Source organism: Paenibacillus baimaensis (assembly GCF_025567575.1).
Genome location: NZ_JAOQIO010000094.1, coordinates 392,384 through 414,079, shown reverse-complemented (window position 1 = coordinate 414,079; position 21,696 = coordinate 392,384). Strand labels below are relative to the sequence as shown.

Annotated in this window: 19 protein-coding genes; 3 read left to right on the top strand and 16 right to left on the bottom strand. The window is 45.8% G+C overall.

Annotation, left to right across the window (positions count from 1 at the left end):
• Positions 1 to 128: 128 nt before the first annotated feature.
• From OB236_RS25625 to OB236_RS25595, 7 genes are all read right to left on the bottom strand, one after another.
• Positions 129 to 893 (bottom strand): DeoR/GlpR family DNA-binding transcription regulator, encoded by a 765-nt coding sequence (locus OB236_RS25625; protein WP_262686481.1) that lies wholly within the window; start codon positions 891 to 893, stop codon positions 129 to 131.
• 47 nt (positions 894 to 940) lie between these two features.
• A complete protein-coding gene (locus OB236_RS25620) occupies positions 941 to 1,963 on the bottom strand; it encodes an aldose 1-epimerase family protein (protein ID WP_262686480.1) in 1,023 nt (340 codons plus the stop codon).
• A 14-nt stretch (positions 1,964 to 1,977) separates the two neighbouring features.
• Positions 1,978 to 2,526 (bottom strand): D-lyxose/D-mannose family sugar isomerase, encoded by a 549-nt coding sequence (locus tag OB236_RS25615; protein ID WP_262686478.1) that lies wholly within the window; start codon positions 2,524 to 2,526, stop codon positions 1,978 to 1,980.
• Complete coding sequence (locus tag OB236_RS25610) at positions 2,523 to 3,752, bottom strand: carbohydrate kinase family protein (protein ID WP_262686476.1); 1,230 nt, start codon at positions 3,750 to 3,752, stop codon at positions 2,523 to 2,525. The genes OB236_RS25615 and OB236_RS25610 overlap by 4 nt, the downstream gene beginning before the upstream one ends.
• A gap of 2 nt (positions 3,753 to 3,754) precedes the next feature.
• The gene (locus OB236_RS25605) at positions 3,755 to 4,912 is read right to left on the bottom strand and encodes a Gfo/Idh/MocA family protein (protein ID WP_262686474.1); all 1,158 of its coding nucleotides are present in this window, start codon (positions 4,910 to 4,912) and stop codon (positions 3,755 to 3,757) included.
• 23 nt (positions 4,913 to 4,935) lie between these two features.
• Positions 4,936 to 5,772: a class I fructose-bisphosphate aldolase gene (locus tag OB236_RS25600; RefSeq protein WP_262686473.1), complete on the bottom strand. Its 837-nt coding sequence runs from the start codon at positions 5,770 to 5,772 to the stop codon at positions 4,936 to 4,938.
• 173 nt (positions 5,773 to 5,945) lie between these two features.
• A complete protein-coding gene (locus OB236_RS25595; protein ID WP_262686472.1) occupies positions 5,946 to 8,312 on the bottom strand; it encodes a glycoside hydrolase family 38 N-terminal domain-containing protein in 2,367 nt (788 codons plus the stop codon).
• Positions 8,313 to 8,540: 228 nt separating this feature from the next.
• On the opposite strand from OB236_RS25595, the gene OB236_RS25585 reads away from it, so the two are divergent.
• A complete protein-coding gene (locus OB236_RS25585; RefSeq protein WP_317259383.1) occupies positions 8,541 to 9,704 on the top strand; it encodes a GntR family transcriptional regulator in 1,164 nt (387 codons plus the stop codon).
• 140 nt (positions 9,705 to 9,844) lie between these two features.
• Here the strand turns inward: OB236_RS25585 and OB236_RS25580 are convergent, their stop codons facing one another.
• From OB236_RS25580 to bluB, 7 genes are all read right to left on the bottom strand, one after another.
• Positions 9,845 to 10,720, bottom strand: coding sequence for a DUF6612 family protein (locus OB236_RS25580; RefSeq protein WP_262686470.1), 876 nt, complete (start codon positions 10,718 to 10,720; stop codon positions 9,845 to 9,847).
• 199 nt (positions 10,721 to 10,919) lie between these two features.
• The gene (locus OB236_RS25575) at positions 10,920 to 11,396 is read right to left on the bottom strand and encodes a DinB family protein (RefSeq protein WP_262686468.1); all 477 of its coding nucleotides are present in this window, start codon (positions 11,394 to 11,396) and stop codon (positions 10,920 to 10,922) included.
• 74 nt (positions 11,397 to 11,470) lie between these two features.
• Positions 11,471 to 12,952 carry a protein adenylyltransferase SelO gene (locus OB236_RS25570; protein WP_262686466.1) on the bottom strand — a complete coding sequence of 494 codons (1,482 nt, stop codon included), beginning with the start codon at positions 12,950 to 12,952 and terminating at the stop codon, positions 11,471 to 11,473.
• 280 nt (positions 12,953 to 13,232) lie between these two features.
• On the bottom strand, positions 13,233 to 13,448 hold the full coding sequence (locus OB236_RS25565; protein WP_262686464.1) for a helix-turn-helix domain-containing protein: 216 nt from the start codon (positions 13,446 to 13,448) through the stop codon (positions 13,233 to 13,235).
• 127 nt (positions 13,449 to 13,575) lie between these two features.
• Positions 13,576 to 14,697, bottom strand: coding sequence for an amidohydrolase family protein (locus OB236_RS25560; protein WP_262686462.1), 1,122 nt, complete (start codon positions 14,695 to 14,697; stop codon positions 13,576 to 13,578).
• 209 nt (positions 14,698 to 14,906) lie between these two features.
• The gene (locus tag OB236_RS25555; protein ID WP_262686460.1) at positions 14,907 to 16,301 is read right to left on the bottom strand and encodes a phospholipase D-like domain-containing protein; all 1,395 of its coding nucleotides are present in this window, start codon (positions 16,299 to 16,301) and stop codon (positions 14,907 to 14,909) included.
• A gap of 67 nt (positions 16,302 to 16,368) precedes the next feature.
• A complete protein-coding gene (gene bluB / locus OB236_RS25550) occupies positions 16,369 to 17,016 on the bottom strand; it encodes a 5,6-dimethylbenzimidazole synthase (RefSeq protein WP_076234213.1) in 648 nt (215 codons plus the stop codon).
• Between the two features lie 203 nt (positions 17,017 to 17,219).
• Between bluB and OB236_RS25545 the strand changes: the two genes are divergently transcribed.
• On the top strand, positions 17,220 to 17,417 hold the full coding sequence (locus OB236_RS25545; RefSeq protein WP_076234212.1) for a hypothetical protein: 198 nt from the start codon (positions 17,220 to 17,222) through the stop codon (positions 17,415 to 17,417).
• Positions 17,418 to 17,652: 235 nt separating this feature from the next.
• Positions 17,653 to 19,314 (top strand): S-layer homology domain-containing protein, encoded by a 1,662-nt coding sequence (locus OB236_RS25540; protein WP_262686457.1) that lies wholly within the window; start codon positions 17,653 to 17,655, stop codon positions 19,312 to 19,314.
• A 150-nt stretch (positions 19,315 to 19,464) separates the two neighbouring features.
• Here the strand turns inward: OB236_RS25540 and OB236_RS25535 are convergent, their stop codons facing one another.
• Positions 19,465 to 20,256, bottom strand: a complete 792-nt coding sequence (locus OB236_RS25535; protein ID WP_262686456.1) for a response regulator — start codon at positions 20,254 to 20,256, stop codon at positions 19,465 to 19,467.
• Between the two features lie 93 nt (positions 20,257 to 20,349).
• A complete protein-coding gene (locus OB236_RS25530) occupies positions 20,350 to 21,627 on the bottom strand; it encodes a BNR repeat-containing protein (protein WP_262686455.1) in 1,278 nt (425 codons plus the stop codon).
• Positions 21,628 to 21,696: the final 69 nt, after the last annotated feature.

Sequence of the window (21,696 nt, the reverse complement as noted above, 5' to 3'; positions counted from 1 at the left end):
CAAATTCGTACAAGAACGATTAGATTGTGCTTTACATATCTTATCGCAATGCATGTAAAGTTTGTGTTAAAAAAAGAAACGCCAAGCCTGAGTGGTTCCAGAGCTTGGCGATTTCTTCTATTGGGCAATCAGTTCTTGACTACAATTTGTACAGAAGCTTCCTTAAGTATACCATCCAATTCCAGATCGGGAAGTCGATCGGAGATAATCCGATCTACAGCTTCAAGAGCCGCGAACGAGAACAAATCCTTCAACCCGTACTTCGTATGATCCATGACAATATTCACTTCTGAGGCATGCTCGATGACGAGCCGTTTAATTTCGGCTTCATGCATATTGGAATTACTAAAACCATGCTTGATCGATACGCCAGTGGTACCGATGAAGACACGGTCAAATGCCATTTGGGCAATGGAGCCTGCGGCAATAGGACCTACCAAAGTCGATGTTTTATCCAGAAGCATGCCTCCAACTACGATTGTAGAAATTTGCTTGGCCTGAAGCTCAGCGGCAATATTAAGGGCATTCGTGACGACGGTAATGCTCATTTCCGATTTCAAATATTTGGAAACTTGCAGCGTTGTTGAGCCGCCATCCAAAAATATCGAATCACCAGACTTAACTAGCTGAGCAGCTAGCTGGCCAATGCTCATTTTTTCATCCATCATGATACCCGTTCGATCCTGCAGTGCAATATCCTTGCCGACGAGAATGGCACCTCCGAATGTACGCCTAAGCAGTCCCATGAACTCAAGCTTTTCCAGATCTCTGCGCAGCGTCATTTCGGTAACGTCAAACGTATCCTTCAACTCAGCAATTTTTACTTCGCCGTCCAGAGCCATTCGATCCAAAATTTGCTGCTGACGTTGGTTGATGATTGGATTATGCGTCATGGTGAACCCCCGTTACTTTTCTTCAATCCCTCTATTATCCACGGAACTTAGATCAGGAGCAACCTTAAGCTATATTTCACTGTCTCACCGGGCTCCAGAAAGACAAGAGTTCCTTGCTCACGCTCTTTATGACGGCCTTCCACATGGCAGTTAGCAGGCTCTATGCCAAGCACATGGGTTCCAGCTCCTGGCATTTTCCATTGAACAAGCTTCGGTAAGGTGTCTGATGACCATTGAAGCGTAGCCTGTACCTTAGCATCCCCGTTATGAAAAGGGAAATGGTGATTGATAATTTGCACTTCCGGTTCGCCTTGCAATTCGTGATAATAGACTCGTTCTTGATAATTTGCATCCGGAGCGTGCCACTCCTTATAGCCATGAATCGAATTACCGTTTTCTCGCGCTTGCACATAGGTATCCTTGAAATGGATTTCTGTTTCTTCGCTTAACAATGGAAATCCGAAATTGAAATGGTAGAGGATCATATGCGGACAGCGCTGAAAGCCCATATTGCGTACTTCGTCCTGAATGAATATTTCGTTCTTCCCGAGACGACTGCTAATTTGGCGCGATAAGCGAAGACACCCTCCAAAGATCGAGGTTTCTTCCAGCTCGCCAGAAATGTTCATATCCATTTCGTCATCAGACCAGCTGCTTACAGCCGCGACCTGCTTTGCTATAGTATGGTGAATTCGACCATGCAAACCAAGGCTTTCCCCATCATCCTTACCAGATGAGCCTACTTGCATCAATCCGCAGGTCATAAGCAAACCACCGGATGCTGTTCGAAGCCAGCCGTTGTCAGCAGCATCATATAAAGCGGAGTGAGCATCCCCATTGGGAGATTGCCAGCTAATCGGCACTCCATGGAATTCAGCTAGAGAGATGTCCAAGCCCTTGGATGGGGTTACATAATAGGTCAAGCCCGCTCCCGTTCGTACCTGAATCTGCTCAACACCCGTTTCATTTCCCTCTATGCCTTTGAAGCGTTTAATACCAGCGATTTGTTCAATTTTGCCTACACGTGCTTCGAGTTCGCGTCTCGACCAGCTTTTTCCGTATAGAATCATGGGGTGATATCCTCTTATTCATCTTCCGTAACGATTGGTATCCGTTCGATACGGGGGTCTGTAAAGATATCATACTCATCACGGCTAGTGCTGGAAAATTCGGAGACAATCGCACCCAAGTCGCCCGCTTGAAACCAATGCTTAGTACCAGGATCTATCGTATATTGTTCACCGGGAAGTAATTCGATCTCATGAAACACGGTGTAATAAGGCTCGCTTCCTGGCGGAATCGTCGACTGGATGTTTGCCGCAGCTGCACCCTCGACATACAGGAATACTTTTCCTGAGCGGCAGCGAAAGGTTTCCATTTTGCCAGGATCATCGCCAACTGGTGGGTGTATATGCTCCGGGCACGTCTGGCGTGGAAACAATACTAATTCTTTAGCGCAGTAGCGGTCATTATTCACATAAGTAATGAGCTCCAAGCCTTGAATGTCAAGCTCGCCAAGTCCAAAACCCGCCACTTCAATATGCTCCTGCTCCTCTTTCGTTAATGCAATACCGCTAGACTTCAACATCGCGGCTGCACGCTCCTGCGCTTTACCCAATTCACTTCGTTTCATAGATGATCCCTGCCCTTCTCCACAGATTTGTGATGAGGTCCAACCCAAAGGCCATCCTCATTGTTGCTCCAATTATGCAAATTAAGCTTCATTTCATGCTTTGTCCAACCACTGCTGATTCGACTCCACACAACGGATCCATCCGGAATGCCACTTGTAGCATCTGCCTGTTCAACATTACACGCACCGACACCGACAGCGGTATGTAGTGTATCATCTAAAGTTAAACCCCTTATCAGGCCATGTAAAAATCCTGCAATCGTACAATCGCCGGCACCTGTGGTCCCCACAACATCCACCTTATAGCAAGAAGTTATCAACTCACTATTCGTCCAATTGACGAGATGTTCTTGAGCGGGTGAGCAGCGTCCCATAGTCAACAGCCGACTTTCATTGGACGTTGTTCGCACATACAAGCCATGCTCGCCAAGCTTCAGCACTACGATAGCAGCACCCATTTCCAGCAATTGCTCCGAAATTTCAGATAGGAGGGCACCACTTGCAAAGGGTAAAAGATCCCCAGACAGACATTCTTGTTGAAACTGTTCGTAATAATCAGGATGCAGCATATAAAGAATTTCCTCAAAACTCGGCAGAAACACATCGACATAGGGGAGTACTTTTGTAAATATAGCACGCCAATCGGCTTTACCCGCATTGGACTCAGGATCAGGCTTAGCCAAATCAAGCGATACGGTCAACCCGCTATCCTTGACCTTCTTTAGCAATAGAACCAATTCAGCACCATCATTTTCGTACATCCTGCGCATTAAAGGAGGGTATCCAAAATGAAACAAGCGTGCACTCTGGAGCTGTTCAGAAGTTAGGTCTGAAGCTGAATACGTATCGTTAGCTCCTGTTGAGTGCAGGAAGGTCCGGTCTATGTGTGGCGGGCTAATCACGATAGAGTAAGAGCTGTGCTCGTCAGGCGATACAATCATACCATCGACTAATGTCGAACTATGCTGTCTCAGCAGGTTTAGAATAGCATCACCGAACTGATCTTTACCGATTTTGCCCATTAACTTAACCTTGCTGCCCAGCCGGTGAAGCGCAATTCCCGTATTGGAGACAGCACCTCCCGTTGAAATGACGGCAGGACCTATATCCACCAGTTTACCAGGAACCAGCAAAGCCTCCATTCCAGCCTGCTTCTCGTAGATAGTCGGTATGATATCCAGACAGATGTGCCCCGCGACGATCACTTCTGCTTCGTTGCCACTCAAAGCTAATCCCTCCAGTCAATCGATATCGTTTGCCCTGTCCGGTTTGATTCCAATGCAGCTGTAAAAATCTTATGGCTGCCCGCTGCCTCTTCTGGAGTTGCACAGTAGAAAGGCTGCTGTGTATCCTTTCCATGCGCCAGTTCGTCACAAAAAGCTGCCCACATTTGGAGAATTGAATCCGAGAAGCCGAACTCAAAGATACCTCCGGTAATTGTGCCATACGCTGATTTATAGGGAGCATCTACTACATGCCATGCTTGAGGACCACCTGGTGTATACGGTAAGGAAGCTACCTGCTTAGGATTTTTCGTTGTAAATTCTGCAGAGAAATCCGTACCTGATATCCGAATAAACCACGTATTCGCATGACCCGGGGCAATCCGCTTGGTGGAGAGAATCATAGGAAACTGTTGGTTTTCAAGCTCCACCTCACAAGCAAGGATGGCATTGTCCCACGTCTCGCAGGGCACCATGTTTCCTTTACCGTCCGGTCGTTCCGGTATGATTTTGGACAATAAGGCTCTTACAGACTTCGGCTTCCAGCCATAACGCATCGGTAGGTGTAGGACATGCATGCCTAAATCCCCCATACATCCATATTCGCCATTGGTGGCGATTCGCCTTTTCCAGTTAATCACTTTTGTTGGGTCGAGATCGCTGGAATGCCAGAAGCCCGCTTCGACTTCAATAATTTTACCGAATTTATTGTCTTGGACCCACTGAAAGATTTGTTGAGCTCCCGGGTAAAAAGGAAATTCAGAGGAGCAGCGAACGATGACCTCAGGATGATTAATAATGGCTTCTGAAATAAGTCGGTTTGCTTGCTGGTCAATACCAAACGGCTTTTCTCCCAATAAATGCTTGCCTGACTCGATAATATCGATATAAATTGTCGCATGAAGCTGATGGGGAACCGCGCAATAAATGGCATCTACAGAAGGATTGGCGAGAAGCTCCTTATAGTCGGTGTATGCGGCTTCCACGCTTGAAATGTTATCCTGAAACCACTCCGTCGCCACAGAATTCGCATCGCATACAGCCACAATCCTTGGTTCAAAATCAACATTAGTAAGATGACACCAACGGGCTGCCGCGCTGGCAAATTCTTTCCCCATTAAACCGCAGCCAATAACCCCAAAGCGAATGATTTTTTTCGACATTTACTATGATCTCCTTCTCAATGTTATTGAGTTAATAAAGCCTGGGCTTGCTCTGCGGAGGCTCCGTGGTGGACAATCGACATCAGGGCTTTGGTCATACCCGCTGGATTCGGATGCTGAATGACATTGCGGCCATATACAATTCCTGAAGCGCCTTGCTTCATCAATTCTACGGTACGGTTCATAATTTCCTCATCGCTGGCTCTTCCACCGCCACGAACTAGTACTGGAATCCCGGAAGCAACTTCAATGACACGGTGATACTCTTCTACATAGTCACAAGGATCTGCTTTTATCACATCTGCGCCTAATTCAACAGCTTGACGCACAAGCGGCAAGATTTTGAGAATATCACCATCTACCATATAACCACCCTTATCTTGACTCGCCATAACCAAAGGCTCCACCATCAGGGGCATACCGTATTTCTCACATTCTGTTTTTAATAAAGATACGTTTTTAATGCATTGATAGTGCAGCTCTGGCTGATTAGGCAGCAGTAAAAGATTTACACACACCGACACCGCATCCATTCGAACAGCTTGCTCGATGGCCTTATCGATAAGCTCACTAAACAAGAAACGCGGCAGCACACTTCCATAAATATTAGCTACATCTGTACGAAGCACGAGCCCGGGCTTCTGGCTGCCATGGATCGATTGGAGGTGTCCAGCCTGGCCGATGCTAAGTTGAATACAATTGGGACCTGCTTCCACAATCGTTGCGATCGCTTGCTTCATATTCTCAATTCCAGCCAAAAATCCAAACTCGTTAAAAAAACCGTGATCAACAGCCACATCAAAGCATTTTCCTTGCGCACTGAACATACGATTTAATCTTGGTTTTAGTTGTAGCGACAATTAAATCCACTCCCTTAAACTCATAGTTTAAATTTATTAAAGTTCGATTATAACTTTAAATGTTTGTTTACAACATTATAATACGTTATTTTATAACATTCGTCTACAGAAAAAAATCACCCAGAATGAATCAGGGTGATCTATTAGTAACACTATCAATTAATGCCCGTACATTATTCGAATTCCAGGCAAATCGATGCAACCGAATAGGCTGGCACTTCGAATGTAACCGTCTTGCCGCTAGCCTGAATCGAACCATCGTTGGATACCTTGCGTTCGTTCATATCTACGTAATAAGCTGCTGATACGGCTTGGAACAGCTGCAGTGTTGCTGTCGTTCGCTGCCCCTCTGTTTCGTAAACACGGATGATCCACCGTTTATCCGTATCTTGCTCCGGCATTTTCACAGCGGCTACAACCACCTTGCCTTCCGTCAGCTTCAAAAAACTTCCGTCAAACGTCCGAGTACCTGTATGTGGAGTACCCGACAATACGTTGAACGGATGATTGAAACGGTATGCGGTTTCGATCAGTTCATGATCGCAGGCTGATTCCACAACGCATACCCCAATGCTGATTCGGTGATGATTACCGAGCTCCGGATACGGGTCCGGATCATAAGAGCTGCGGATTAATGAAACCGACAACGCATTGTCCGCCCCGCGAAACCCGTATTTGTTGTTTTTATGGATCATCGATATGACCGTTGCATCGACGGGATGAAAGGTGACCCGCAGTACGTCGTTTTCAAGCACATACTTATTCTCTCGTTCCACCCTCGGATCAGTTGGCAGAAAAGGATTCACCGAGCCTTCACCCTCCGAAATGGTGTATGTGCTATAACCGCATGCCGGGGCTTTGACATATACGAGCAGCCGCATGTAATGATGTCCCCAATATGGGTTAAAACCTTCATCGATCACTTGATGTGCAGTATCTCTGCCTTCGCTATCCCTGACAATCAGTGTTTTAATTGGGCTATTCCAATCCCAAAGTACGAATTCAGCAGTCTCCTCGCGGTTGTATACAGAGGGATTGAAGAAATGAACGATTCGCGTATTACCGCGGCCCCGTTCGACTTGCGTAATTTTGAACTCGCGTGTGCCATAACCGACACCTGCACCTTCGGACACCGTGAGCTTGTCTTCAGGTCCGCTCCATTGTGACGTATCGATCGTGGCGGCAATACTTTCAAGCGCAAGCTTACGGTTCGTGCTCGCGATCGCCATCGTATTTTGAAACAGACCGAGCGCATGCTCTCTGGTTTCGATGACACCGGAGCCGGGAAGAATATCATGAAACTGGTTGAACAGCACATTTCTCCAAGCTTCCTCATACGCCGCTCCCGGATATGCGGACCCCGTTGCAACCGCCGCCACCGAGCTGAACGTTTCAGCTTCGTTTAACGTCGCTTCTCCGATCCGATTTGCTGTCTTGATCCTTGTCTGTGATGTATAACAGCCAGTAAAGACGAAGTTGATTTCACCGGTCACGACAGGCAGCTTATCGGCAATCGGTTCGACGAGCTTATAATACTCACTGAAGGTGCCAAAGCGGATTTGAGGATAAATCGGCCAGTCGTTCATATCCATGATACGTTCCAAATCGCGTCTCGTCGGGCCGCCGCCGTGATCGCCAACACCGTAAACGTTCAAATAGGTTTTCAAGCCGGTTTGGCGGCAAATTTCCGGGACATACGATCCGAGAATGGGCTGTACGCTATCGTTATACCACGTCGGCTCACGATAAACGATAACCGACTTACCAGAAGGCGCTTGCCAGCGATATACAATGTGTCCGTCATTACCACGGCAGTGGTAGTAAAACTTAACGCCGCCGTTCGCCAATATTTCCGGCACGTTGACGCTGTGCCCGAATGTGTCCGGCTCAAAATCGAGATTTAGACTGTCCGGGTCTATATCGAATAGCTGCGACAAATATCGTTTTGTATAAAGCAAATGCCGGGCCAGACTCTCGCCGTTCGGCATATTTTTGTCTGCTTCCACCCAGTGCGACGCCGTCACTTCCCAGCGCCCTTCCTTAACACGCTTCTTGATCTCCTGCAGCATATCCGGCGCGTACTGCTCGACGATTCGATAAATGGATGCCTGTGATTGGGAAAATCTAAAATCGGGATACTCGTTCATCAAATTCAGCATCGTCCGGAACGTATCGATGGTAACTGCGACCGTCTCATCCCATGGCCACATCCAATTCATGTCGATATGGGCGTGTGCAGCGCAGATGATATCGTAACTTTTCGCTGCAGCAGCAAGCTCGCTCAGCATGCTCTCAACGTGCTGTGATGTATGCTTGCCAATGACACCCTCTTCGGCGATTTGTTGTTCTACATAGGATAGAGCCGCTTCAATCGGTTCATTGTACCTGTACCCCTCCACTTTAGAAACTTCATGAGCAAAGACCATCTGCGACAGGATACGCTCTCCCCAATAACCTGGTTTTGAGCTTATTTTTTCTTCCCAATAGGTTTTAGGCGCGTCTCCAAGAAGCTTCCTAAGCCGAGCGTCGATCGATTTCATATAATTCCCTCCACTATTTTGATTTCAAACATATCTAACATACAAATATACATATCTTACAACCTAAATATAAATCTAACAAATATACTTGTAAAGATTTATTTTTCAACCTCATACATTAGATATACTCGCTATTCACTGCTAAAAATACAACAAAATAAATTTGTATATTGGTATTATTTTTGATAGGATGTGTATGTATATTTTGGACAGAGGAGGCCCTACATTATGATACGTGAAGCGAAACGCGCTCCGCTGTACTCGCAAATCAGAGACTACATCCTTGAACATATTCATCAAAATAAATGGCAGGCAAATGATCGGTTACCCACGGAAGCGGAGCTGGCCAAGCAGTTCGGAGTCAGCCGATTCACCGTCAAAAACGCACTGTCCGATTTGGTTAAGGAAGGGTTGATTTACCGCATTCAAGGTAAAGGCTCTTTCATTTCGCAGGCTGTAGCTGATCAGGATAACATCTCTATGCCTCAGGAACGTGCGGTGGGAGCAGTAGGTGCATTCAGGCCCATTGTCTTTTTGACCCCCAGTATTCAAAGCTCTTTGTCTGCAAATATTTTGGCTGGAGCTGAAGAGTTGCTATCCGAGCATGGATATCCCATCATGTTCCGTTCAACACGGAATGATCAGGAGAAAGAGCGGCAATTACTGCAGGAGTGCTCCAGGATGGGAGCCAGAGGCTTCATGATTATACCGGTTGACGGTGAATCCTATAGCGAAGATATTTTGCGACTGACGTTGAATAAATTTCCGGTTGTCGTCATAGACCGTTACTTGCGAGGGGTCGACACGAATTGCGTCTGTTCGGACAATATAGGAGGTGCATATGACGCGACTTCCCACCTTATTGAACTCGGTCATTCCAACCTCGCTTTTGTCGCCCTGCACAATCGGTCAACTACGAGCCTGGAAGACCGTTTGACAGGTTTTGAAAAAGCGCTGACCCAGCATCACATTCCGATTGACCATCACCGCTGTCTGATCGAGTTGTTTAGCGAACATCCACCGAAGGCTGAACAAGGCGACACCTTTGTTGAACATAAATCTCTCGTTCGGTCTTTTTTGGAACGGAATCCCGATGTGACTGCCGTGTTCGCGGCGACGAACAGCAGCGGAATTGCAGTGCTCGAAGCGGCAGAGGAGCTTGGGATCAAGGTACCTGAACAGCTGTCCGTCATATTTTTCGACGATTACGAGCATTCTACGCTCTCTCGTATCCCGCCCAGCTGCGTCATCCAGCAGGATAAAGAAATCGGCGCTGCCGCTGCACAGCTGCTCATGTCTGTCATTGAAAATCCGCTGCTGGAGCGTAAGCAATTGACGCTGCCGACTCAATTGATACTGCGGAAGTCTACCGCCCGGGTAAGGCCATCATAAGTATCACACGATTAAAGCCTGATTTGTCAGCGGGACCTGCTGCATGAAAAAGCCACAATACGAGAATTATCGCATTGCGGCTTTTTGGAGATTCGTAAGGCATATACAGGAGACAGAACTATCTCCATTACAAGTAATGTTTAACTGGCACTTTTCAAAGCTTCTGCAGGCACTTTAATCTCAGTTACTTTGTTATGATTGGAAAAGGTATTGTCCATTTTCATATCCATGGAAATTTTTTGTCCTTGTTGGTCCATATCCATGGTCATTTCGACATTCATACTCATTGGGATATACTCATCTTTTTTGATAGCATACGTCATCTTCATACTCTTAATATTCATCTGCTCCATCATCGCATTCATTTGCGGATTATTGCTGCCTGAGCTGTTCATCAGCTTCTTAGCCAGCTCTTTAACGCTATCGCCGGATATCGTCGCGCTCATCACATAATTGCCTCCATCCTCTGTAACCTTTGTATCCTTGGTTATAGAGTTGAATTGCTCCAGCTGCTTATCCGGGCTTGCCTGATTTTTAATCGTTGCCATTAATTGATCCTTGGTGTTGTCAGGCAATTTAGTCCAGGTTCCCTGCGACTGCATGTATATTCCCTCTTGTGTGATGTATTGCTTAATGTCTTGAGTTTGACCATTGCCTGGCATCGCCATTTTGATTTCCTGGTACATGGCAATCGGCTCTTGAATCACATCTGTTTTCATATTCATATTTACTTTCTGATCTTGCTTCTTGCCGTCCACCGTAACGGAAATATTCTGATCCATCTTCGTATCCATGGAATAGCTTTTCAGCTTTTGACTGGCCTCCGATGTTTTTTTGATCAGTTCTTCGACTGTTGGCGTCCCTTTAGTTGTTTCAACCTTACTTGTTGCCGTTGGTTGATTCATGCCAGCCGCTGGCTGACTGGCCCCTGCAGGAGCAACTTCACCTTTTTGCCCACACGCAGTGATGCTCAGCAGCAACGGAACGGTTAATAACATTGATGTCCATTTTCTCAAAATAGTTCCCTCCCAAAATTTCTCTATGTAATAAGCTCCTTATGTATTTACCCCTATCAAATAAAACTAAACGGTAAATCCTACCAAATTGGTATTTACTTCTTGAACAATGCAAATAGACCCTGGAGCAGGGTCTTAGGATCTTTAAGCATTAGCTGTTTCGTTTAGTACGCGCGTGTTAGTCGTTGTCGATCTGTATTTACAAGCTTTTATCTGTGAATCGTATTAGTGCACGTATCGCATTAAAGTGCATGCCCTCGTGATAAAGTGTATAGTTTAAGAATTCACCTATTGTACTTAAAGTTAAACCACTGCCTGTTGTTAATGGTTCTTTCACTTGCTCGCCAAAGCGATTGGACAAGGTCACCTGAATCCGTTTCGGTTGCTCTGCAAGTATTTCAAGTAGTATGTCCAGTTTTGGAGGCCCCTCGTTCCAATCGGCTGGTTTGGTACCTTTTGCAAATAATCGACCATAATTATCAGGCAATTGCACAGGCTCACCAGCGTAATGAAAGGCAAATCTCTCTTGAACCAAATAAATATGTCCCAGATTCCATCTCACATTGTTATTAAACCCTTCTGGAATGAAATCCAGAGCTTTTTCTGATATTCCCTCCACAGCATCGATTGTAAGACGGCGTACAAATTCAAGTTGATTGAACACTATTTGTTCCATAGGATCCCCCATTCTTTAACCATAATACCAATAGTTTACCATATAACAAAGGTGAAGAGGGAAATCGTCCGTATTCAGGTACCACAATAGGTTCGGTAAGGTCGGTTTGATGGCTCAGGTAGTGTAGAGTAATCAGCCTGTTCAGGAGTGTGCGCGTATGGGTTTGAAAGCACATCAAGAAGTCGCTCCATCACGCTGTAGTCTCCTTCTTTCTCTGCAGCTTCCAGTGCTTCTTCGACCCGATGGTTGCGCGGAATTATCGCAGGATTGCTGTTTCTCATTAACTGATGCGAGGAAGCTTGTGATTCCTGCTGCCTGCCAAGTCTCGCCTGCCACAGCTCTTGCCACTGAGCAAATCTCTCGGTGCCAAACAGGATTATATCCTCCGTTTTATCAATAGTTAATGCTCGGAAAGTATTGGTGTAATCTGCACGGTATTTCTGCATCATACTTAATAGGTCTTCAATCAGTGATGCATCCTCTGGCTCTTCGTTAAACATCCCGAGTTTTGCCCTCATTCCCTTCAGCCAATTACGGTGATACAGCTCGCCAAAATTTGAAATCGCATCCTCGGCCAATTTGACAGCCTGTTCCTCGTTGACATGCAGCAGCGGCAATAGGCTTTCAGCCAATCTGGCAAGATTCCACACCGCAATATGCGGCTGATTACCATAGGCATAACGACTATTACTGTCAATAGAACTGAATACAGTGGCTGGATCATAGGCATCCATGAAGGCGCAAGGACCATAATCAATGGTTTCTCCGCTAATGGCCATGTTGTCGGTGTTCATCACCCCGTGAATAAAGCCCACAAGCTGCCAATTGGCAATCAGCACAGCCTGACGCTTGATCATTTCCTGAAGTAGGCTCAAATAGCGGTTCTCAGCAGCGTCAACTTCTGGAAAATGCCTTTGTAAGGCATAATCAGCCAAGGCCCGTAGATCCTCGTCATTCCCCCATCTTGCAGCGTATTGAAAGGTTCCGACTCGCAGATGACTGGCAGCCACGCGGGTCAGAATTGCGCCAGGAAGACCGATTTCGCGGTTTATGGTCTCACCTGTTGTCACCACTGCAAGGCTGCGGGTGGTAGCAATACCAAGCGCATGCATGGCTTCGCTGATGATGTATTCGCGCAGCATCGGTCCAAGCGCCGCTCGACCATCGCCTCCCCGGGAGTATGGTGTACGGCCTGATCCCTTAAGCTGAATATCCAACCGCTCACCTGATGGTGTACTCTGTTCGCCAAGCAGCACAGCTCGGCCATCCCCTAACATGTTAAAATACCCGAACTGATGCCCTGCATACGCTTGAGCAAGAGGCAAAGCTCCATCTGGGATCTGGTTGCCAGCAAGCACTGCTACACCTTCATTGCTTTGCAGCGCTTGGACATTCAACCCCATAGATGTGGCCAACGGATTATTAAGAATGATCAACTTTGGTGAGCGTGCAGGTGTTGGGTTGAATCTGGTATAAAATGAATTCGGCAGACGAGCGTAGCTGTTATCGAAATTCCACCCAGTTTCTTTTTCTGGTATTGCTTTATGTTCTGTCATTGTATCTCCTTATAATTTCCATATTTTAGAGTTTCAGTTTTGTTTTGCACGAAATATAAAATGACCTTACGTCATTCTGTCCGTTAAATCCTGAGCCGCGATAATTTGAAGAAACTTAACCCATCTAATCTACCCATATTGTAGCATTATATGAAATACACGCAAAATAATTTATGATGATGGGAATCAGCATCACAATCGACTTTCCATCCCTAAATGAAACAGAAAAAGGCCCCCATGTACGGTGAGAGCCTCTTACCTCCGATATTTTTAAGCTTCGTCAGTCTATCGGCCTTAACTCATATAAATCCTGTACATTGCATCCGACTGAGTTGGCTATGGAGATTGCCGTTTTTAGTGGCATCACTCTTTGGTTATCTATATAATCTAAAATGCGTTCAGGTTTGTAACGAAGCTGCCGCGAGAGTTCCTCTAATGTCATATCTGATTCGTTCAAGCGCTCCTGAAGCAAACAACGTCCCAACTCAAACTTCATCATACACCTCCTCAAAGGTACACTGTGTATATCAGATATCTTTGCCATTACAGCATATTTCAATTCGCACCATTCGTGTTACCGCTCGCTCGTCCATATCCACCTGTGCACAGTTTCACTTTCGTTCTTATCTTTTACCTACAAGAATTTCCCCTGCCTCCAGCTTTGTTAACTTTTCCAGATTGAGCGTTTGAATTTTTCCATTATCCAGCTTACGAATAGCTTCAATTTGTGTAGTTGTGGCTGGTTGATCGCGAATAAGAGAATACAGATTATCATAGGCAATCATTGTGGCAATCTTTTTGTCTCCGAGCTCGTCAATCAGACGGTACATACCTTCGATCGCTTGTTCCTCACTTTTCAAACCGAACCCCGAGTCTGTACTCAGTACAAAGCGGTCAGGGAATTCTTTCATAACGGGTATAAAATCTTTGAGCTTATTGGAACTTTCTGGATTAAATGCTGTGAACCCTGCGAAGAAATCAGCATACACATTAGGATATGTTTTCAAAAGCTCACGGATGTTGCCCGGAGAATTAAAGGCATTTGCATGCGCGAAAATAAAAGTCGTGTTCGGATAGGACGCTAATGCGTCTTTGAATTTCTCAATTACAAATCCGTTGGGAGGGTCGATATGAAGCAGGACGGGGGCTTTGTACTGGGCACACAGTTCATAAATTTGTGGCAAGAAGCCGTCCATCGGATCTTTCGTTTTCCAGGCAACCTTGGACAAAACCGGTGAATTTGTGGACGCGGCTGCAATTTCCCCGATTCCGAAATATCCTTTTTCCAGCATCGTGCGAGCGGCATCCACCCCTGAAGATTCAAGCAAGTTGATTCCGGAGAAAAAGGGAATGATGACTTCCGGGCGATCACGGTAGGCTTCCCACGCAATCTCATCTGTTTTTACTGCCGAGGGCTCAGAGACGTCACCGAATAAAACGATTCGATCGACCGCGGTCGTTTCCCACATATTTTTCATTCTGATATATTTATAATCGCTGGCATCATGATTATGAGCATCGATCAAAGGAATATCCCCATATGCTCTAATCAACTCTATTAAACTTTTATTCGCTGTTTGTGGAGCCGTATTTTCGGTTGTGACAGGCTTGGGTTCTGTTATAGGAATGATTTCCTGCGTTGCAGTAGTATCACTCAAAAAAAGCACCTTACCTAAAAGCACGGCACCGATACATGCAAAAAATAGGATGAGTAACAAATAAGAGATCTTTTTTTTCGACCGCACTTTATTCCTCCATTCTTTGGCAATATGAAAATTACATTTATTACCTTTACTTTAAAATTAATAAATACTTTTGTAAAGAAGTATTGTTGGTCACAAACTATGTATTCACTACAGCACAAAAAAAGCTATTCTTTTTGTACATAAAGGATAGCTTTTTTCGTTTGAGATATTCAGTCTATTAAAATGATTAGTCCAGGCAATATGTACTGTTATTCGCCGTAAGTCTTCGGATCCAGACGAAATGCAAGACCCTCCCAGTTGAAGTCACCGCACTCTCCTTTGAGTTGGTTTTCTTGAGCAACTTTTCGATAGAGCTGAAGCGCAGCTCTGTCGTCCAACAAGGAGGTGTCCTGGCCAAGGTGTTCCGACAGAAGTTGATGGCGTAACGCACGCACCACTTTCGGATCCCATATGGCAGCGTTCATCTCCGTATGACCAAAGAGCGAATTCGAGTGAAGATTGCAGGACCCAATTGTCGCCCATGCATCGTCCACCAGCATGATTTTGGCGTGTACATAGATATTGCTGCGCCCACCCTGACCATCGGGTCCGGCAATTCCGACAAGCGTGAAATTTTCATAGTCACCAAGTGCTTCTATGTGAGCAAAGAAGCCTTTGCGGTCCCGGTTCCGGCGGGCTGCGCGTACATATTCCTCGGGTTCGGCTGGAACGAGGACAACAACATCTACACCACGCTTAAGAGCTTCCTCAAGACTGACCGCTATCTCTGGAATCGGGAGTGCCTGATTCTCAATATAGATCGAACTGCTTGCAGCGTAGATTGCCTGATTGTACTGATCGAAGATAGTTCGCTCCCCTGCGGCGATATCGTAGGGAAGCCCTCCTGGAGTCGGGTGACTATCGTTGTAACGGCCCGCATGGACATTGCGCTGGATCTGTACGAGGCTGTCGCCTCGGGGATCCGTAACGTGCATCGGAAAGGACAGTTCATCATCTCCGTTGTGACCCCACACACCGTCTTCCAGCATTCTCTCGCTGGCCTCGTTCCATCTTTGGACGAAATTGTGGTGCACATCGGTCGCAGACGGTCCCATCACTTCGACGTAGACATCGTGACGATGACCTTCTCCCACGTGGCCGGGCTCGAAGGCTTTGAAAGTTGGATTAATTCCACCAACAAATGCTGTCTCGGACGGTTGGCCTGCATCTATCAGCCAAATTTTTTGGTGTTGGCAGTAGGCGGCGTGAGCACGGTCCCAACGGGCGCGGAAGCTCGAATAACGCTCATCAAGCATGTCACGGTCAGCAGGCGATCCAGCAAATGCTTGGCCATACCCACTGCTCTCTTGATTAGGGCGCCAAAAAATGATCCGAACGTCTAACCCACGTGCGACCGCCCGATCCAGCACATCGAACAGCGTGCCACGTCCGTCCGGCATCTGGTAATCCGGCGCCGCGAAGGTGATCGTGAGCCAGACACTGTGCCTCGCGGTCTCAACTGCCTCGCAAATCCGTCTGAAGGTTGGGGCGCTATCCACAAGAGGACGAACCACATTACCGTGCCGCGCGGGATAGGTGGCTGATATGATGCAAGCTATTTGCGGCTCGGAATCGGCTGTCGTTGAGACTTGGGGTTGGATCATAATATTACAGACTCCTCCTTTTAACTTCATACAGTTGATTTTCCATATCAAGCATAATCAACTTCGGTCAGCTTTTTGAATTTCCCCAAGTCTCACTAAATATCAGATCATTCAGGCCCCTGCGTTTTTCCCAATTGGCTGTCTCCAAAATCGGTTTCTCTGGATAATGGTCTGTATATCCTACCGATAGCAAGGCTACCGGGTCAATATGAGGTGGTATTCTCAAGATATCTCGAACATCATTTTTTTTATAGAAACTTACCCAGCCCATAGCCAAACCTTCTGCACAAGCCGCTAACCACATGTTTTGTATCGCACAAGCAACGGACATAATATCTGTCTCGGGTATCGAATTTCTTCCTAGAACATGAGAGCCGCCCCGAGTTGGGTCACAAGTCACGCAAATCGTATAAGGAGCCTGCTTGATCCCCTCGATCTTTAGACTTAGAAACTCGTCTTGTCGTGTCTCTTCATAATGAATTGCTAATGCCCTTCTCTCTTTATCTGCTGCCCAAGCCAAACGCTCTTTGACTTGATCAGTAGAAACTAGGATAAAATTCCATGGTTGCATAAACCCTACTGAAGGTCCATGATGTGCGGCATCCAGCAATTTCATTATGGTTTCTTCCGAAACAGGGTCCGGTAAAAATGTCCGCACATCCCTTCTCATATAAATACACTTGTACAAGGCTTCCTTTTCTTGTTCAGTAAACATCTTTTTACCCCCCGTCCTTTTCTTATGTTGCATGGAAGTAAAATAACAGCATTAATGTAAAAAGTAAAGAAACACTCCAGGCAGCCTTCAATTGTTTGATTACGATCAGATTTCCCTTCATCCCTACCCTAAAAATAGTGGTTCAGTCTAGTACAACCTTTGTACAGCCGCATAAAGTATATAAAAAAGGAGCTGAGTAGGATATGGAACATTTTAATTACACAAAAATCACTGCAAACTGCTTGGAATTGGCCCTTAAAGACTTAACGGAAGCCTTATATTTATATGAGCAGGAACAATACTTACTTTCTGAAAAAAGAATATTCGAGGCCATTTATAACGCTTCATCTGTACTGCATTTAATTGCCCTAGAAAGAAATGAAATCGCTTCGAATGATTAATCGTCAACAATTCATGGAAGCTTAACATGGTGAAGCACGCCTTGCAACTTCTCTGGAGGCTTCTGCTTCATTTCTTGTGTCAAGAAACAACGATTGCAGTTTGATACATAATGACATACCGACATTCCTTAAATTTGAAACCATTCCCTGTATATTCTATACTAAGACTAATCTATAATTATACTAACTAAATAGTTATACTTGAATGGACAACAAATTTGGAGGTATGGCCCTAATGAAAAAAAAGATTTCTATGATCGCCGCTGCTACTCTAGCCTTATCGATTATGGCTTCCACAGCAATGGCTGACACTTTAAAAACTACAGCCGATTACAAGGATCTGACGAATGTGGATAGTGCACTAAAATCCAAAATTGACGCGCTTCTGGCCAAGCAAGTATTCGAAGGCGTATCTAGCGACAGCTTTGGTATCACCCAAAATATGACCAGAGCCCAATTTGCCAAAGTCGCTTCATTAATCTTCGAACTTCCAATAGATTTAACCAACCAAACCTCCAGCTTCGCAGATGTTCGTGTCAGTGACGCTGCCAATGGTTGGGCTATTCCTTACATTGAAGCCGCTAAAAAAGCAGGACTCATTGATGGCATGACAGACACCACCTTTGCCCCAGGCGAGAATGTAACCATTGGACAATTAGATACTGTCCTTGTCAAAGGTCTTGGCAAAACCGTCAATACGTCATCATCTCCATGGTACACGGATGCTGTCAACCAAGCCACTTCATTAAGCATTCATCCTGGCGATAAGGTTGGCAGCGCAATAGCGACGCGTTCTGATCTGGTTGTCGGTGCCTATGGTTCTTCCCAGGCATTCAACGCGGCCAAGACTCCTACTCAGGGTCAAGGTCAGGGTCAAAATCAGTCACAAGGTCCAGCCATCCTCTCATCCAAAGCATCCGGCGACCAATCAATTGTCGTTACTCTGGATCAGCCAGTCGATACAGACCTTGCACTGTGGTCGATTAACAAGGAAGGTGCGGAGCTGTCCAAGACCGTAAGCTGGTCACTTGATAAAAAAACAGCAGCACTAAAATTGTCTAATACCGTTTTGAGTCCCGGCTCTTATATTATAACGTTAAGTGGTGACGGTCTTTCATCCATTCGGACCGTATCCAGTACACTTGCAATCGGTTCGTCAACAGCATCAGGTACGTTGAACTATGAGATTACAGGCTCATATGATCTGAGTAATGTTATTGACAGCGGAATAACGCAGGCAGCAACAGGCTTGTCCGGGTATACAACAAAAGCCGATGCAGAAAACCCTGTGTCCAGTAAATTTGCCAAAAAAATTACGATGAATGCAACCAATTCATCCGGTGAACAAATAGCAATACCCGGCATTATTCAATCAATCACTTCTTCCGATCCTTCCATAGTCAAGGCTGCTGTTTCATCCGATCATAAAGGATATATTCTTGGTAACAAAGCGGGTACAGCTACGGTAAACATCATTTACTCAACCCAGAACGGAGAAAATAAACAAACAGCCGTTTCCGTTCAGGTCAAAACTGATGCCGTGGCAGGACAAAAAATTGAAGCCAGAAAATCCTCCTATACCCATACTGCAACGGTAACCGGAGGAGTCTATTATGGTCTGTTTAACGCTTATGATAAAATGGATTTAAAGATTACCGACAATTATGGCATTGAATACGAGCAGAATGAAGCTCAAAACTATAACTTTGCACTTAACACATTTTTCAATCCGGAGGATATTGTCGGAAATCCGAGCAATGGAAGTGTGGGTACAGTCACAGTTGATACGGCTGGAAATGTGCTTGTTACCGGCAATGTAACCCGTTTTACTTTGGTAGCTATCCTGCCTAACGGGAATAGAGCCTACACGGATGTGACTGTTCGCAGTAACCAGTAACAAAGGACTGAATCAAAGCTATCTTCCAAAATAGCATAATGCACACTTCAAGAAATGTCGCTCTGATCTATCTAACCCGTTTGTATACAAAAATAAAGAAGCTCCCAGCCTCGCTGAGTGCTTCTTTATTTTGTGCTATTATTCATTCCTTTAACCCTTCACTGATGGTACTTCTCCTCTAAGACGAGTACGGCTTCGATAGCCGTTCGGCGTCAGAGCAGTAAACCGCTTGAAAATTTTAATAAAATAATTATCGTTCTCATACCCGACCTGCGTGCCGATTTCCGAAATCGTCATGTTGGACTGCTCCAGCAGACGTCTAGCCTCATCGATTCGAAGCTGATGAAGAAATTGAATCACGTTGCTTCCTGTTTTTTTCTTAAACAAGGTGCTGATATATTTCTCATCCATAGAAACGTGCTCAGCCAGCATCCTTAATGAAATCATGCTGCGAAAATTTTCTTTCATGTACGAGATCAGCTTATCCACCTCACGGTGCCCGGTGTCAGCCTGCTGCTGTGTATCTATCCGTGAAGGGGGTATCGACAGTCCGGAAGCCTGCTGCTTGCTTAACTCCACCTCAACCTTGACGAGCGCATCCATCAACGACTGAACATTCATGGACAGCTTAAGTATATAATTGGAAGCGCCATACTCTAACGCTTTCCGCACATAATCAAAATCACTGAGGCAGGACAGCATAATAAACCGACTGCCGATCTCCAGTTCTCTTACCCGCTGCAGCAGTTCCACACCATTCATTTTGGGCATAAGAATATCACAGATGATCAAATCAGGCAGATGCTGCTCAATAAAGCCCAGTGCTTCTTCACCGTTCCCGGCTTCGCCGATCACATTAAAGCCAAGACTTTGCCAATCCACAATCCGCCTGACCGATTCTCGAACGAACACCTCATCCTCCACCAGCAATACGGTCCACATGTTCCTCACCTCCTGATTTTGTGTACTATAGCCGCGTACGCCTGATCCGTAAGTTCCGCAGCACGGTCAACAATCCGCACGATTCACAGGCTATTAATTTTTGCCGTAGTACAATTTTAAATTCTTGATATCTACCAGGTACAATATATCGATCCCGTTAGCATTCCGCTCTACAGCCAGCCGTTCAATGGGCTTCCCGGGAGCAATCGATGTTGAAGTCCAGGTCGATCCGCTCGTATTGACTGCCATGAAAGCTCTATCGGTACCCGTATCGGTTACATAATATACTCTTTTATCCGATCCTGTCCAGGTTATATCAATAGCAGCTTTCGTTTGACTGGTATCATATACCGTTTGAACATTCCATGCACCACTGCTCACGTAGCCATACTTCACGGAGAAAATCGAGCTTCCGCTTTCCCGATATCGGTAAGCAACCTTGGGACTGTTTGATGAATCCACCGCCAGCTTTGCGCTCTGTACGCCGGGCCCGTCCGGAACCCCTGAGTCTGCAACGTAAATTTCGCTGCCAGTTAATGGTTGAATAATATCAACCGTTGCATTCGTTACAGGAAGGGTTACTGCCGATCCATTTGCCTTGGAGAAGATTCCTGTTGAAGGACTGTATTTTAAATAGGATAGCTCATGACGCAGTCCACTGGAAGGAAAGTTCGACCATTCGAACAAAATATGCAGATCTCCGTTGGAGTCAAAGACCAGATCATCCGGATATACCGATCTGTTCGCTGCTGATGCGATGACAGCCACTTTCCCCCATGTACTGGCACTGTTGTTCCAGCGGTACAAGACTCCGTTACGACGCGTATTGGCATCATCACTTCCCCGAACCATCAAATACAAATCACCATTCGGTGCTGTCGTCAATACGGGGTAGGTGACCTTGAGCGTCGAGTCCGGCATATCCGGTGAATGATATTGAGGACTACCGCCTACTGAATCCGAACGAAAATATCGCCAGGTGTTCGTATGCATAGAACCAAATACGTGGAATCTGCCGCTGCCGTCTCTGGCCATAGATGGTTGATTATGCCCAATATCATCGCTGTACTCAGCAGCCGTGGTTCCGTTCATTACCGGAATATTCGTCCAGCTTCCTGAATTATCTCTTCTGGCAATATTAATTTTATGTGTGCCTGCTGTGCTGCCTGGTGCATTGTAGGCCATATACGCATATTCGTTTCCCGTGACATAAGTATCCAGTGGTGTCCACCAGCCGGCCTGGTTGCTGGAATCAATCGAGTAAGGGACTTCCGTTAATACCGCCGCGGCGCTGCCTATACTTGCCGGCAACAGCAGGGTCATTAGAGTAGCAGTAACCACGAGCTTTTTACCTAATGTTAACCATTTCATTGTTCATACCTCCACTTGTTTAGTAAGAAGCCTATACTTCTACCAAATACGGGTGTACTCACCTCCTGG

Excerpts from the sequence above, each read along its gene's own strand:
- OB236_RS25530 (WP_262686455.1), bottom strand. The coding sequence starts at position 21,627 with ATGAAATGGTTAACATTAGGTAAAAAGCTCGTGGTTACTGCTACTCTA.
- OB236_RS25620 (WP_262686480.1), bottom strand. The coding sequence starts at position 1,963 with ATGATTCTATACGGAAAAAGCTGGTCGAGACGCGAACTCGAAGCACGT.
- OB236_RS25585 (WP_317259383.1), top strand. The coding sequence starts at position 8,541 with ATGATACGTGAAGCGAAACGCGCTCCGCTGTACTCGCAAATCAGAGAC.
- OB236_RS25595 (WP_262686472.1), bottom strand. The coding sequence starts at position 8,312 with ATGAAATCGATCGACGCTCGGCTTAGGAAGCTTCTTGGAGACGCGCCT.
- OB236_RS25555 (WP_262686460.1), bottom strand. The coding sequence starts at position 16,301 with ATGATCCAACCCCAAGTCTCAACGACAGCCGATTCCGAGCCGCAAATA.
- OB236_RS25605 (WP_262686474.1), bottom strand. The coding sequence starts at position 4,912 with ATGTCGAAAAAAATCATTCGCTTTGGGGTTATTGGCTGCGGTTTAATG.
- OB236_RS25565 (WP_262686464.1), bottom strand. The coding sequence starts at position 13,448 with ATGAAGTTTGAGTTGGGACGTTGTTTGCTTCAGGAGCGCTTGAACGAA.
- OB236_RS25625 (WP_262686481.1), bottom strand. The coding sequence starts at position 893 with ATGACGCATAATCCAATCATCAACCAACGTCAGCAGCAAATTTTGGAT.
- OB236_RS25540 (WP_262686457.1), top strand. The coding sequence starts at position 17,653 with ATGAAAAAAAAGATTTCTATGATCGCCGCTGCTACTCTAGCCTTATCG.
- OB236_RS25570 (WP_262686466.1), bottom strand. The coding sequence starts at position 12,952 with ATGACAGAACATAAAGCAATACCAGAAAAAGAAACTGGGTGGAATTTC.
- OB236_RS25615 (WP_262686478.1), bottom strand. The coding sequence starts at position 2,526 with ATGAAACGAAGTGAATTGGGTAAAGCGCAGGAGCGTGCAGCCGCGATG.
- OB236_RS25535 (WP_262686456.1), bottom strand. The coding sequence starts at position 20,256 with ATGTGGACCGTATTGCTGGTGGAGGATGAGGTGTTCGTTCGAGAATCG.
- OB236_RS25545 (WP_076234212.1), top strand. The coding sequence starts at position 17,220 with ATGGAACATTTTAATTACACAAAAATCACTGCAAACTGCTTGGAATTG.
- OB236_RS25575 (WP_262686468.1), bottom strand. The coding sequence starts at position 11,396 with ATGGAACAAATAGTGTTCAATCAACTTGAATTTGTACGCCGTCTTACA.
- bluB (WP_076234213.1), bottom strand. The coding sequence starts at position 17,016 with ATGTTTACTGAACAAGAAAAGGAAGCCTTGTACAAGTGTATTTATATG.